The sequence below is a fragment of the Paenibacillus sp. Cedars genome, from assembly GCF_003184205.1.
GTDB classification, from domain to species: domain Bacteria; phylum Bacillota; class Bacilli; order Paenibacillales; family Paenibacillaceae; genus Paenibacillus_AQ; species Paenibacillus_AQ glucanolyticus.
On sequence record NZ_CP020866.1, the window covers coordinates 5286107 to 5299670 of the forward strand.

At 51.5% G+C, this 13564-nt stretch carries 11 protein-coding genes; all 11 read right to left on the reverse strand.

The window, feature by feature from the left end; genetic code table 11:
• Positions 1-28: 28 nt before the first annotated feature.
• Positions 29-151: a hypothetical protein gene (locus tag B9D94_RS31810; RefSeq protein WP_006207919.1), complete on the reverse strand. Its 123-nt coding sequence runs from the start codon at positions 149-151 to the stop codon at positions 29-31.
• Between the two features lie 88 nt (positions 152-239).
• Complete coding sequence (locus B9D94_RS25845; RefSeq protein ID WP_148248332.1) at positions 240-977, reverse strand: glucosamine-6-phosphate deaminase; 738 nt, start codon at positions 975-977, stop codon at positions 240-242.
• Positions 978-1007: 30 nt separating this feature from the next.
• Complete coding sequence (locus tag B9D94_RS25850; RefSeq protein ID WP_063478464.1) at positions 1008-2282, reverse strand: Gfo/Idh/MocA family protein; 1275 nt, start codon at positions 2280-2282, stop codon at positions 1008-1010.
• Positions 2275-4395, reverse strand: a complete 2121-nt coding sequence (locus B9D94_RS25855) for an alpha/beta hydrolase family protein (protein ID WP_148248333.1) — start codon at positions 4393-4395, stop codon at positions 2275-2277. The genes B9D94_RS25850 and B9D94_RS25855 overlap by 8 nt, the downstream gene beginning before the upstream one ends.
• The gene (locus B9D94_RS25860) at positions 4392-5633 is read right to left on the reverse strand and encodes a Gfo/Idh/MocA family protein (RefSeq protein ID WP_148248334.1); all 1242 of its coding nucleotides are present in this window, start codon (positions 5631-5633) and stop codon (positions 4392-4394) included. Before B9D94_RS25860 ends, B9D94_RS25855 begins: the two co-directional genes overlap by 4 nt.
• Before the next feature lie 16 nt (positions 5634-5649).
• Complete coding sequence (locus B9D94_RS25865; RefSeq protein WP_063478461.1) at positions 5650-6480, reverse strand: carbohydrate ABC transporter permease; 831 nt, start codon at positions 6478-6480, stop codon at positions 5650-5652.
• Positions 6473-7354, reverse strand: a complete 882-nt coding sequence (locus B9D94_RS25870) for a carbohydrate ABC transporter permease (protein ID WP_006207913.1) — start codon at positions 7352-7354, stop codon at positions 6473-6475. Before B9D94_RS25870 ends, B9D94_RS25865 begins: the two co-directional genes overlap by 8 nt.
• An 80-nt stretch (positions 7355-7434) precedes the next feature.
• On the reverse strand, positions 7435-8748 hold the full coding sequence (locus tag B9D94_RS25875; RefSeq protein WP_148248335.1) for an ABC transporter substrate-binding protein: 1314 nt from the start codon (positions 8746-8748) through the stop codon (positions 7435-7437).
• 327 nt (positions 8749-9075) lie between these two features.
• Positions 9076-10116: a LacI family DNA-binding transcriptional regulator gene (locus B9D94_RS25880; RefSeq protein ID WP_006207911.1), complete on the reverse strand. Its 1041-nt coding sequence runs from the start codon at positions 10114-10116 to the stop codon at positions 9076-9078.
• A gap of 194 nt (positions 10117-10310) precedes the next feature.
• Complete coding sequence (locus B9D94_RS25885; RefSeq protein ID WP_148248336.1) at positions 10311-11687, reverse strand: glycoside hydrolase family 5 protein; 1377 nt, start codon at positions 11685-11687, stop codon at positions 10311-10313.
• Positions 11688-11878: 191 nt separating this feature from the next.
• Positions 11879-13099, reverse strand: coding sequence for an asparaginase (locus B9D94_RS25890; protein ID WP_148248337.1), 1221 nt, complete (start codon positions 13097-13099; stop codon positions 11879-11881).
• Positions 13100-13564: the final 465 nt, after the last annotated feature.

The following is a 13564-nucleotide window of genomic DNA, read 5'->3' on the forward strand; positions in this document are numbered from 1 at the left end:
AATTACACAATTACCCTCACAGGTTTGTTCATATGACGCTTTCCCAGGCAGCGGAAGCGGTGATCATGGCTTCATCGACATGCTCCTCCGCTCCAGACAGAGAACAGATGAGCATAACTTTCGGTTCACCCGCTTTGCGCGCTCTTTTCATGCTGCCGAGCACACCGGATGGTTTACACACTCGTATAACGGAATCAGCAGCTCTGCACGCATTACACCAGCATCCCTAATCTGAATAATTAAGCCCACTGATAAATCGGCGCTGCCGATGCTTTATCCAGATACAGCATCCAGCTTGGATGGGTCTTCAATATCGTGGCGGGCACCTGGTTATCTACTCCGCCTTGAATGGTATTCAGAATAGCAGCCGCCTTTGCCTGATGAGGCACAACCGATACGATATGGCGGCTCTTCAAAATCTGTTTGACCGTCATCGTAATCGCTTGCTGAGGCACTTTCTCATTCGATGCAAACCAGCCCTCCCTGACCTGCTGGTTCTTGCACGTATCGCTCAGGTTCACGATTGTATAAGGCGACTCGTTATCAAAATCAGCCGGCGGATCATTAAAGGCAATATGCGCATTTTCTCCGATTCCAATCAAGGCCAGATCCACAGGCGCTTTCACAATTTCCTCATTCAACCGCTTCACCATGTCCTCAGGATCGCCTTCGCCGTTAATCAGCCATGCCTTGCCGACATTCGCGTAGGCCAGAAAGCGTTCCTTCAAATATTTACGGAAGCTCGCGGGGTGAGATTCCGGCAGTGCGATATATTCATCCAAATGGAACATCTCGATCTTATTCCATTCCATATCCAGCTTCACAAAATGCGACAAAAACTCAAACTGTGACGCGCCTGTTGACAGGACGATGCGCGCACTTCCTTTTTCCGCGATCGTATCGCTAAGAATGGCCTCGCAAGCGCGGGCTGCCTCTAAACCTGCTTGCTCCGCATGCTCCAATATGTTCAACTGCATAATGATAATTCCTCCTTGTTGTACAGAAATTCAAGCCAGAGCGCCGCTATGCAAAAATTCCTCCAGCCTCACCATGCGCTTCTCTACTCGGGAACGCTCGGCGGCAAACGCCATCAGGTGGCTCTGTATCGACGCCTTGGCCGAAGTGGAGCTGTCATGCTGGCCCTGGGACCCCACCGACTTCACAAAATCCTGGATCAAGCGCATATCCCCGCCGCCATGGCCTACATGGCCTTCCGGATCGACGAGTTGAATCACTTCCGACTTGCCGCTGCCAAAGCGGCGGATCTCGATTTCATTGGTCTCCATCGTGGCCCGAATCTCGCCTTCGGTACCCATAAGCTTGATCGTGCGGTTGCATTTTTCCGTGAATGCACTCATCGTGAACACCGCCGTAATGTCATGCTCGAACTCCATGCTGACCACCTGATGGTCCACGACATCGTTATCGCAATGATAGACGCACCGGCCAAAAGGCCCCTCCAGCATCGCTTGGTAACGGGCCTCATAACTTGGATCGTTGCTTGCCGCCTCGCCCTTCCAGCCTGCGTTCTCGATCAGATAGGTGTTCGGCGCATAATACTGGCATTCATGGGACACCGGACATCCGTCCAGGCAGCGCTTCGGCGCGCCGGGCGGAGCGGATTCCGGGCGAAAATGAGACAGATGGCCATAGGATGCCACACTCAGGCATTGGCCTCCGGCCAGCCATTGCATGATGTCGAGATCATGACAGGATTTCGCCAGAATCATCGGGCTGGAGGACTCGGTGTTATTGAAATATCCACGCACGTACGAGTGCGCCTGATGCCAGTAGCCGACGTTCTCATTATGCTGGATCGACATCAAACGGCCGATCCGTCCTTCATCGAGCAGCCGCTTAAGCTCCTGGAAAAAGGGGGCGTACCGAAGAACATGGCAGATCGTTAGCGTACGGTCATAGGCTTCCGCCTGCCGGCCCATATCGATGCATTCCTGCCATTCCGGCGACATCGGCTTCTCCAGCAGCACATGGTATCCCGCCGCCAACGCCTTCATGGTCGGCTCATAATGATCCCGATCCCTTGTGCAGATAAAGACGGCATCCGATTGCCGCGGCCTTGCAAACAGCTCATCCCAGCTCGTAAAGCATCGCTCATCGGCCAGCCCGAACTTGGCCTGGCAGCGGCTTCGCCGCACCTCATCCGGATCGGCAACCGCCACAATCCGCATCTCATCCGGCCGCTGGAGTGCATAACTGCTATAGATCATGCCCCGGAGTCCGGCTCCGATCAGTGTGACGGTCAGTGGTTTTGATTTACTCATGTCCTTCCACTTCCTTTCTCTCTCGTTGCCCGCGGTCATCGCCCTGCGGTTCGTTTAGCTCGGGAAGATCAAGCACCTTCAACATGCCGGGAAACACAACGCTCATCGCTCCCTCTTCCTCAAGCTGCCGTGCACTGGCCAACTTCGAGATGCTGCTCAAAGAGTCAACGGCCTTAACCTGTCCAATCCCCGGATCGATCACAGCCGCAAGCTGCACGTAAAGCCCTTCCCGTCCCACGGCATAGAACGGGATGACTCCTCCCTGCCATTCATCAAAGTGCGAGACGGCTTCTACACATCGAAGTACATCGAACGTGCGCAGTGCGGCCAGGCTATCCCCGAGCCAGATCAGATCATCGGCCAGCTTATGCAGCACCCCGAAATAGGAATGTGCAGGCTTTCCGTATATCGGATAAGGCTCATGGGGACCGACCCCGGACGTATTCAGCACCAGTACAGCGCAGCCGGATCGACACGTCTCCTGAATCCATTCCCAGTGCTCCTTCAATCGGCGGGTCCCTCCCCGCCAAACAGCAACGGTCAACGGCTGTTTTCGCCCGACTGCACCCCCGGCAAGTCGGAATACATAACCGCTGTTCATGATGCCTTCCTGCGACCACCACAGACGGTAATCGGCCTCAAGACCCTCCACCACGCCTAGCCGGATCACGCGCGGATTCAATTCGCAAGGCTTGCGGAAAGCGTAGATCCTCTCCTGCAGCCACTTCCTTGCTTGATCCTGTCTTTGCTGCGTGGGCAGCAAGGACCGCGCCTGGGCCAGTCGATCGCAGCGATCCTCATTGAAATTCCTGATCGATCTTGCATCCGCATAATCCCGGTACACCTGACCGCTGGAGCAGCACCACAGATTTTCCGACGGCAATGCCTCTATCTTCATTTCATAAGCTGCATTCACCCTCACCTGAAGATGCTGAACAAAAAATGCTGCCGCGGCCTCTGCCAATCGGTCCGTATAGCGATGCGTGGAGGCATCGGTCACAAGCTGCACATGGTCTAGGTGACCCAGCAGCTCCCAGAAACGCCGGCTGCGATCAACGGTACGCCGCGTACCTTCAATCGGGAAGAAATCATATTCCACCGCCAGCACAAGCAGCGGCTTCGGCGCAAAGGCGATGAGCAGATCCTCATGGTCATAACCAAGTCTGGTTAATCCCGGCCATACCTGCTCGGCATCCTGCACGCCCCCGGCATGCATATACAGCTGCCGGTTCATGATGAAGGTGGCGGGAGCTGCCGCCGCAATGCGTTCATCGCAGACCATCATCATGGCCGTCTGGGTTCCGCCGCCGGAGTTTCCCGTTACGCCAATCCTTGCCTCATCCACCTCAGGCCGCTCGCACAAATAATCCACGGCCCGCATGGCATCATGAACGAAATAGCGTGCAATGCTGTCTCCGAGCCAGTGACACTGAAACCCGCATTGCTGATGCTCTTGCGTGCCCCAAATGCGGCTCCCTTCCTTCTCCTCCGAGTTACAGAAGCTAAGGCGCTCTCCCTGTCCTATCGGATCGATAGCCATCACAATCAGGCCCGCCCGGACAAATTGCTGGATGACACGCTGATAATAAGCGTTGTGCTTGCCTTCGAACTCGTGACCGCTCAGGAAGAGGACGGCCGCGGACCGCTCCTCCCGATGATCGGGCAGGTACAGATTCGAGGTGACATAATATCCCGGACTGGACTCAAACACGACTTTCTCTACCTGAAAGCCAGCCCCACGAGTCACACCGGTCGTGCGCCCCTTAAGGAAGGGATCCGATCTGACACCTGACGCTTCACCGAACCCCCTCGCCGTCCGGATCGAACGTCCCTTAAGCGGAGCGCTGTCAAGCGATTTATCCTCCCCGGTTGTCGGCCCTTCCTCCGTTTCCGGATTCGCAGAGACATCGGGAAGCCCGCCGATGGACCTCAGGAAAGCCTCCCTGATCTCCACCTGTCGCACTCTTGCCGCCTCGGGCGTGACGATGGCATCCCGTATGGCGTCCCCGGCTGCAAATGCAGCATCGGAGCGGTCAAATACATGCGTCTTCAACTGATCCCGCGTGTCATATAAAGTACAGATATACTGCTCCAGTTCCTGCACGCTGTTCATCTCAACGAGCTCCCATTAACGAAATTCGGTGATATATCCGGGAGTGTAAGGGCCCTGCCTTCGGCAATGGAGCGGTTGGCCGTAGCGCCGATCAGAAGGGATTCCGCGCCTACCGAGCTATCCGCTTGCTGCCCCAGCGGGTCGTCAATTCCCCCTTCAAACAGCGCCTTGCGCAGCTTCTCATCACCGCCACCATGACCGGCGGCCGAGGTATTAACCTCTACAACCTCCTCGGAGCCATCGGTTCGGTAAATATGAATCCTGCTTGCTTCCCCTTGCTTCATATCCGCATTACTGTATATATTTGAGACTTCAATTCGCCCTTTACTGCCGTTGATTGCGGCGCGCCATCCCTCATACGGGCTGTACGCGACCAGGGAATAGGTAAGCATCGCATCATTGTCATACCGGACGTTGACCGACATCGTATCGTAAATATCGATCCGGCTGTCAAACAGGCAGCGGTCCCGAATATATCCGTCCTCTTCTTCAGCCTGATGATAGTATTGTTCAATGAACGGGTCCTTCTCAATATCCATATAGAACTCGCAATCGGCTTTCCGGTGACAGGTCAGACACCTTGCTCCATGCTCCTGCCGATCGTCACCATACACCCGTCTCGTTCCGAAAGCATGCACTTCAGCGGGACGGCTGTCCATCCACCAGTTCATGATGTCAAAGTGATGCGTGGACTTGTGCACCAGCAGTCCGCCGCTGTTCTTCATCTCGGCATGCCATCTGCGGAAGTAATCCGCTCCATGCCTTCGGTCCAGAAACCACTCCAGATCCATATGGTAGATCTCGCCGATCGCCCCTTGAAGCAGCAGTTCCTTCACGGCTGCAAAATATGGCGCAAACCGCAGGTTGAAGGTGACCGTCACCTTCTTGCCGCTCGCCTGCTCCGCTTGCAGAATTTCACGGCATTTGTCTTCATCAATCGTCATCGGCTTCTCGCTGATGACATCACACCCGGCGCTCAAAGCTTGCACGATATAAGTGTGGTGCGTATAATCCGTACTCGCCACGATGACCACATCCGGCTTCACAGCCGCGATCATCTCGTGGAAATCGTCATATACGGGAATTCCTCCACACTCCTCGCTAAGAAGGCGCGCCCGCAGCGGATTGGCATCATATACGCCTTCAAAGGCCGCGATGTGACTCCAGTCCGTTACCATCGGCTTAGCAAACATATACAGCGCTCTGGATCCAGCGCCGACCAGCACGTACTTCTTCATGTCGTAAGTTCCTCCTTCAGCCCTTCATCCCTGTCGAAGCGATACCCTGAACAAATTGCTTCTGCGCGAACAGATAAACCAAGACAACAGGCAGTGTCGTAATGACGGCCCCTGCCATCAGCAGCGCTTGGTTGACATTCTCCGATTTCAGGTAGAGCAAGCCGAGCGGTAATGTATATAATTCCTTGTCTTGCAAGTAAATCAAGGGTCCCAGCGTGTTGTTCCACGCGCCCATGAAGGTGAATACCCCCAGCGCAGCCAGTGCCGGCTTGCACAGCGGCAGATAGATTTTGAAGAATATGCCCGGAGGGCTGCAGCCATCAATCGTAGCCGATTCATACAGCTCTTTAGGCAAGGACTTGATGAACTGGTGCATCAGGAAAATACCGAACGCCCCGCCCAGAAAGCTGGGCACAATCAAAGGGTAATACGAGTTCAATGCGCCAAATTCTTTCCAGATGAAATAGGTTGGAATCATCGTCACTTGAGACGGTATCATCAAGGTTGCCAGCATGATCATATAGATGAGACCCCGCAGACGGAAGGTGAACATCGCAAGCCCAAAGGCCACAAATGCGCTGGAGACCAAGGAACCCACCATCTCGATCGAAACGATGAAAAAACTGTTCATGGTGTAACGACCGAAGTCGATTTTGTTCCATATCGTCATATAGTTATCCCAATTCATCGGATTCGGGATTAACTGCGGCGGCATCTGCGAAATGGCGCCTACCGTTTTCAGCGACGTAGACAACATCCATATGAATGGGAACACCATGAACACCGAACCAACGATCAGCAGCAGGTACATAAGCACCTTAAGTAAGGGGTGAGTGGTCTTAGTCATAGTGCACCCACTTCTTCTCGAAATACTTCTGGAACAGGGTGAAGACTAGAATGATGACAAACAGCAGCCACGCCGTGGCGGATGCAGGGCCCATTTTGAAGAGCAGGAACGCATCCCGGTACACCAGCAGATTCGGAACCATATTCCGTTCCGGGATCCCCGTGGTGATGGAACCGAACAAACCGAGGAACACATCAAATGCCTGAAACGCCGATATGGTCGACAAAATCATCACGAGATACACCATCGGCGTTACCATCGGGAACACAACCTTCGTCAGCTGCTTCCAGCCATTGGCGCCATCGATTTGCGAGGCTTCCAGCACCTCCTTCGGAACATTTTGCATGCCTGCCAGAATCATGATCATGGATTGTCCTACGCCCTTCCAGACCTGAACGATTGCGATGCTGGAGATCACCATCAGCCAATTACTGCTATCAATCCATTTCACAGGGTCGAGCCCCATGGATTCCAGTGCCCAGTTGATGACACCGTATTGGTAGTTGAACATCCATACCCATACCACGCCGCCGGCGATCCACGGGGTTACGACGGGCAGGAAGTAGAACAGGCGGAACAATCCCTTTGCCCGAATGGCCTGATTCAGCATAAAGGCGATCACAAACGCCATGATTGTCTGAATCGGTACGAAAATGAGCGCAAACACAAATACATTTCGGATGGACACCCAGAACTCATGTTTGTTCAAGACGCGAACCCAGTTGTCCAGCCCGATCCATCTCGGCGCGTTAAACAAATCCCACTCCGTGAAGGAAATATACGTGGAGAACACAATCGGAAATAAGAGGAATACCACGACGTTAACGACAAATGGCAATGTGAATATATAGCCCCAGTATCCTTGTTTCTGCATGACACACCTACCTTTCGATAGCGGGAAAGAGATGCAATCCGCTACTTCGTCAAGACTGCACCCGCTCTGATCCCATGAAGCTATTTACTGGAGTCCAGCACTTCCTGAACCTTGGTATGAATATCTTTCGCGCCTTCCTCAACTGAAACATTGCCTACCATGATTTCATTGACCACCTGCTGCACCAGAATGCGCCATTCGCTCCAGGTAGCATTCTCATCCAGGGTAACGCCGCCTTCATCAATGCCGTCCGTGAAAGCTGCCTTGTTCAGCGGTTTCGTTGTACTGTCCTTCAATTGATCCAACGCCGACTTCTTCACAGGCAATGTGGAACCCGTCTTGACGATCATGTCCTGTACTTCGTCGCTGAGATAATATTTCAGGAACTCCCAGGCAGCATCCTTGGATTCCTGCTTCGCTCTGGAGGAGACAAGCCAAGTGTTGGCTACCATTGGAACATAACGCTTGCCGTCAACGCCTTTCGGAATTTTGACAACATCCCAGTTCGTATCCGCAAAGCTCTCGTTCATATTCACCTGCAAGCTGTATTGGAGGAAATACATCGCCGCCTTGCCGCTTGCAAATACTTCGAGCTCGCCGCCGTTCGCTTTCAGAAAGTCGATGTCCGCAAAATATCCCTGGTCCAGCCCATCGTACAGCTGCTGCAACCCGGTTGCAGTCTTGGGGTCGTCAAACCGCGATTTCGTCAAGGTATCATCCAGTGCGGATCCGCCTGCCTGCTTGATCCAAGGGAACCATCCGTTGGTTATGGAGAACGATCCGATAAATCCGAATTGACTCGTTCTGTCTCCTTCCTTGACCGTCAGTGCCTTGGAGGCTTCGATCAGATCGTTATAGGTCCAGTCATCCGTCGGCACCGCGACGCCAGCTTTCTCGAAAACATCCTGGTTATACGCGAGTGCAATCGGATTAATGCCATGAGGCACACCCCAGACCTTGCCGTCGGGTGCCTTGGCCGAGAACAAACCGTCGATATATTCGTCTGCCTTCAGATCTGCTTCAATGTAGGAGGATAGATCCTCTGCTACACCGCGCTGTCCGTAGCTAAGTATGGTAGCGTTCTCTTGGAACCAGACATCCGGCATCGTGTTGCCTGCGATTTGTGTGGCGATCTTGGATGTGAAGTCCCCCCACGGCGCTTCTTGAATTTCAACCTTAATGTGCGGATGGGAGGTTATAAATCCATCGATAATCTCCTTGCTCGTCACCTCGTAGCTTCCAGGCAGCCCAATCTTCAGGGTCACTTTCTCTTTATTGTCTGTTGATTGATCAGGTGATGCCTCCCCATCGGTTGACCCGCCGGATGAGGAGCATGCGCTGAAAATCATCATAAACGCCAGCATCAGGGAGATCGCACTAAACTTCTTCGACATTGAAAACCCTCCTTTTTTTGTTTAAAAATAGGATTGCGTGTTTTCTGCTCCAGCTCATTCCAAATGTTTTAAAATTTATAGTAATCGATTTCTGTACCGAGTATAGCATGGAAGCCCTTTCTTGAATAGAGTTTTCTATTATCTAAATAATGATTTTTATTTCACAAGTCCGAGGTCAGGCTTTGTATAAGGTATTACGAGGTTTATTAGGCATAGTTTTCCACATGTTGTTACTGAATGGGATCAAGTCATTATTCAGTAATCGATATCTTTTTAACGCAAAAAATAAAGCCCGAGCAATACCTGCTCAGGCTTTATTCCGCTGCATCATTTCCCCTCGCCCCGGATATCCCGGATCGACTTTCTCTCCAGCAGCTTAGGTTGAAGCATCACGTCAAACATCGGGCTGTCATCGCCCTGCATCATATCCAGCAGCATTTTGCAGGCCATCTTCCCCATCTCATAATCTGGCTGCTTAATCGTCGTGAGCGGCGGATGAATCATCTGTCCCACGTCGATGCCGTCAAACCCCATAACCGAAACCTGCTCCGGCACCTGAATATCGCGCTGGGACAGCTCGTTGATCACACCGAAGGCCATCATGTCATTGCATGCAAAAATCGCCGTCGGCTGCGGCGAGTGCTCCAGCAATTTCTGCGTCAGCTGCTTGCCGGTATCGAATTCGGTGATGGCATTGTACACTTCCTCAGTCTGAGACTCGACCACCAGCGGCTTCAAACCCGCGTCCTTCATGGCCGACATGTAACCCTGGTGAATGCTTCGGCGGCTAGGACGATCCAGCTTGGAAGTAACATAACCAATGCGTTCATGCCCCTTCTCCTGCAGATGCTTGGTCGCCAGGTAGCCTGCTTTATGGTAGTCGAACTCAATCTGATTGACGTTGTCCTCATCGATCTTCTGGTCAATTGCGATGACATTCAAGCCAAGCTTCATCAATTGTGTCAGTTGACTCTTGTCCTTGGAAATCGAGGAGATAATCAAGCCCTTGACCTGTTTCTCCATGATCGTCCTTAAATATTCATCCTCCAGCGCAGGATCTTGCAAGGAATTGCACACGATAACGGTAAAGTTATTCTGCCGGGCTACCTCTTCGATCCCGAAAATGACGGAAGAATAAAACGGATTCACAATAGAAGGAATGATGACTCCGATCGTATTGCTGCTATTCTTCTTCAGCTGTTTACCCAGCATATTCGGGATATAATTGGATTCCTTCGCGATTTGCTGGATACGCTCCTTAAGCTCCTTGCTGACAGGATAGCTGCTGTTGCTCAACACGCGTGAAACCGTCGCCGAAGAAACGTTTGCCATCTTGGCTATATCATGTATCGTGGTCGGCTTCTTCATAGTATCCCTCACTTGTAGTAATCGTTTACTATAGTAAAGTATACAAATAGCTGACATAGAAAGCAATAGAAGCTGGAGGACTTTCGTTTGCCCATCAACTTACTCAGTCAAGCGGCAGCAGACTGATAAATTGAAATGGCGGTACAAGGATTACCCTGAGCACCGCCATTTCTCTATTTAACATTTTTCGGCAACTACTGCTTATCAAGTCCCTCTTTCAGAGCATCCCACATCGGACTGTCGATCTCTATTCGAGGCGGCTGCTCTCCCTTTTCAATTGCCTCCCAGTACTTCCAATTCGGCTTTTTATCTCCCATCTCGTAATCCATCCCGTCCCAAGTGTCTTCTCTGAATGCGTAGAACGCCCAATGCCAGCCATATTCGTTAAATATGGATATCAAATCGGCTAGATATTGATCTGCTCCGGTTACCATCCGGTTAATCCCGAACTCCTCGGCAATAATCCGATTGGCAGGAACGTTATGTTCAGCCGCCCATTTGGCAACGGGCTCCAGAAATTGTTTTAAAGTTTCTTTGTTGAATTCCTTTTCTGTTTGCTGTTCTCCAACCTTCACTTTTCCCGGATATTCAATTGCAAGGCCCTTTTTCTTGTTCTGACTTGTCAGTTCATAAGGCTCATACATATGGAAAGCGTATAACACGTTATCATCCTGCACCGGCTTCAAATATTGGAATGCCCACGGCGTGGCATATAGGCCCGAGTTTAAAATAATGGGTGTGTCGGAATCCACCGTTCGAATGGCCTTGACGATAGTATCGTACAGCTTGTTCAAGTCTGCGGCTGTGCCCTCAACCCCCTTATACCATTCGGCATAATCCTCAGTCCAGAAATCGTGAAAGCCCGTCGCCGTTTCGGGATGCGGCTCGTTGATCAGATTGTAACCAATCACCGCCGGGTGATCCTTCAATCGGCTTGCAAGATCTCTCCAGAAAAGTGCTGCTTGTTCATGATAAGTTTCATCTTCCCATATCCGATCATCGTTCTTCTTGTTATTAAACTGCCTCCAGCGGTCTCCCGGGAGACTGAGGACAGTCAGCACTACTTTGGAGCCGCGAGCTTCAGCCGCATCCAGATCGCCCTTTAATTTAGCAAAATCCTCCTCCACCAAGCCTTCATATTGATCTGCATTCCCGATAAGGAAGTCACGGTTCGGCTTCGAGTCCGGCTGGTCATTAAACAGAAAATCACGGTCCTTGGCCCATTTGTCCGGGGCAAGCCGAATAAACTCGATATAACGTTCCTTGGCGGCTTCGTAATTCTCCGGCAGCGATTCGGAATTCATAAAGTTTGTCCCTTTGCGCTGCTGGTTCCAAAATGTAATTTTGCCCTTGGGCTCCTCTTGTATTTGCCCAGATCCATTCTCCCCATTTACCGGGGGCTTGGTGTTAGGGGCAGATTCACCGCATCCGGCTACGAGCATTACAATGGATGCCAGGAGGAGCAGCCCGGAGGCTCTCCAGCGCCTCTTCACCCGGTGCCTTACCGCACTTTGGGAACTAACGCGTTGCGAAATACCTCCTGCGTTTCTTTTTTTGAATTGTATTTTCATATCATCACCTCAGAACCTACTCTAACCCCGGTTTGTTACACGAATGTGACAATCCATCATGCCCATTGGTCTTACTGCTGTCTGCATGCACAAAAAAAGACCGCCAGGGTATCCCTGGCGGCAAAATATATGGTGGAGGAAGGAACTTCATCGTTCAGTAGGAATAAGGAGCAGCTAAAAAATGACTGAGATTACACTTCAGGCGTTCCGTAAGTTGCAAACCAGCCTTTGATGGTATTGAAATCATCTGTAAAGGACAGGGAGAGCTGCAGCAGCACACGCGCTTGTTGAGGACTCAGGTTGTCACCTGAAATGATGCCTTCCCCGCCGCTGTATACGCTACCGGAGCCTGTCCGGGTCGTTGTTACGAAAACCACCCCCTTCTCGATCGCTTCTTTACGGGCCGCACTCATCTCTCTCGAGATACCGCCTGCGCCGGTACCGGAAGTGACGATGCCTTTTGCTCCGTCGGCAACAAAGCCTTTAATCGCGCCGCCGCCAGCTTCCTGATAGGAAACCGCAATCTCAACCTTCGCCAAATCCGCTTTCGTGATTTTGCTCAGGTCAAATACCGGCTTCCCTTCTCCCTCTGCCTTCATTGCACGAAGCGGGGCACGATATATCCGGATATTCTCATCATCGATATATCCGACTGCGCCGAGCATCGGCGTTTCGAAAGTGTCGGTGCGGTAGTCATTGGTTTTGGTTACGCCGCGCGCCAGATGGATCGTATCATTCAGCATGAGCACGGTACCGAAGGATTCTGTGCGGCCGCTTCCGGCAAGCTTGATGGCATTGTACAGGTTCGCTTGGGCATCGGAACCGATAACCGTCCAAGGTCTCATGGAGCCTGTAATCACCACAGGCTTATCGCTTTGCACGGTCAGATCAAGGAAGTACGCAATCTCTTCCATCGTATCTGTTCCCGTTGTGACAACAACGCTGTCATACACCTTCAGGGCTTGGTCGACGGTCTGGGATAGATCATACAAATCCGCCATCGTATAGGCGCTGGATCCGGAGTTGCCGAACTGGAGAGTGCTGATATCCGCAATCTTGTCCGTGTTCGGGAGTTCACCCACCATGTCTTCAATCTTCAGCGTACCCGCCCGGTAAGATTGGAAGCTAGTGGCATCTGTCGATTGACCTGCCAATGTCCCGCCTGTCGCAACTACCAGAACGTTAGGTTTCGCCGACTGCTTGGAAGCTTGCGATAATGGAGGAACCGTCGTATTTCTCCCAGGCGCTGCAGGGGTCTGTGCAGGGGCTGGCGTACTAACCGTTCCCTTGACTTCCGTCACCGCAGCAGCGTGCGCCGCATAACTTCCGATCGGGGATAAGGAAATAACAAAAGCAGTTAATGCAGCGGTACTCCAGACGGCTATGGGACGTTTTGACTTTGGTTTCATCATTGCACTCTCCTTTGATGTAAGGTTATGTCATATTAACTGACTCAATAATATGTATTCGTTAGCGTTATTCTATTTAATGTTAGTTAATATAACAAAATTGACATGTAATAGAAAAAGCGTTTACAAATAGAGATATGAAACGATATTCTTATATTTTTAGCCATTTTCAACAAATTGAAAATATTAAATTCCAAGATTCGGGAGAGCTTCTATTTATATATAAACCTTATCAATGTGTTATATAACACTACATATAAGGTGATGTATTTATCATTGATAAAAAAAAGGATAGCCCACACCATCCGGTTGGACTATCCTTTTGCAACTCACTCTTTATCCATGTTAATCCGACAACATCGCAGGTTTGCTTCATTCAGCGAATACGCTTCGGCCTCAATCTGCCTGCCCCGGTTTCTCCATAGCCCCTTCCTGTGTCATCCGATACACCCTTATTCAAGTCCTTGC

Bases quoted from the DNA above. Each gene is read 5' to 3' on its own strand.
- B9D94_RS25865 (WP_063478461.1), bottom strand. From the start codon at position 6,480: ATGACTAAGACCACTCACCCCTTACTTAAGGTGCTTATGTACCTGCTG.
- B9D94_RS25880 (WP_006207911.1), bottom strand. From the start codon at position 10,116: ATGAAGAAGCCGACCACGATACATGATATAGCCAAGATGGCAAACGTT.
- B9D94_RS31810 (WP_006207919.1), bottom strand. From the start codon at position 151: ATGAAAAGAGCGCGCAAAGCGGGTGAACCGAAAGTTATGCTCATCTGT.
- B9D94_RS25850 (WP_063478464.1), bottom strand. From the start codon at position 2,282: ATGAGTAAATCAAAACCACTGACCGTCACACTGATCGGAGCCGGACTC.
- B9D94_RS25890 (WP_148248337.1), bottom strand. From the start codon at position 13,099: ATGATGAAACCAAAGTCAAAACGTCCCATAGCCGTCTGGAGTACCGCT.
- B9D94_RS25875 (WP_148248335.1), bottom strand. From the start codon at position 8,748: ATGTCGAAGAAGTTTAGTGCGATCTCCCTGATGCTGGCGTTTATGATG.
- B9D94_RS25855 (WP_148248333.1), bottom strand. From the start codon at position 4,395: ATGAACAGCGTGCAGGAACTGGAGCAGTATATCTGTACTTTATATGAC.
- B9D94_RS25860 (WP_148248334.1), bottom strand. From the start codon at position 5,633: ATGAAGAAGTACGTGCTGGTCGGCGCTGGATCCAGAGCGCTGTATATG.
- B9D94_RS25870 (WP_006207913.1), bottom strand. From the start codon at position 7,354: ATGCAGAAACAAGGATACTGGGGCTATATATTCACATTGCCATTTGTC.
- B9D94_RS25885 (WP_148248336.1), bottom strand. From the start codon at position 11,687: ATGAAAATACAATTCAAAAAAAGAAACGCAGGAGGTATTTCGCAACGC.
- B9D94_RS25845 (WP_148248332.1), bottom strand. From the start codon at position 977: ATGCAGTTGAACATATTGGAGCATGCGGAGCAAGCAGGTTTAGAGGCA.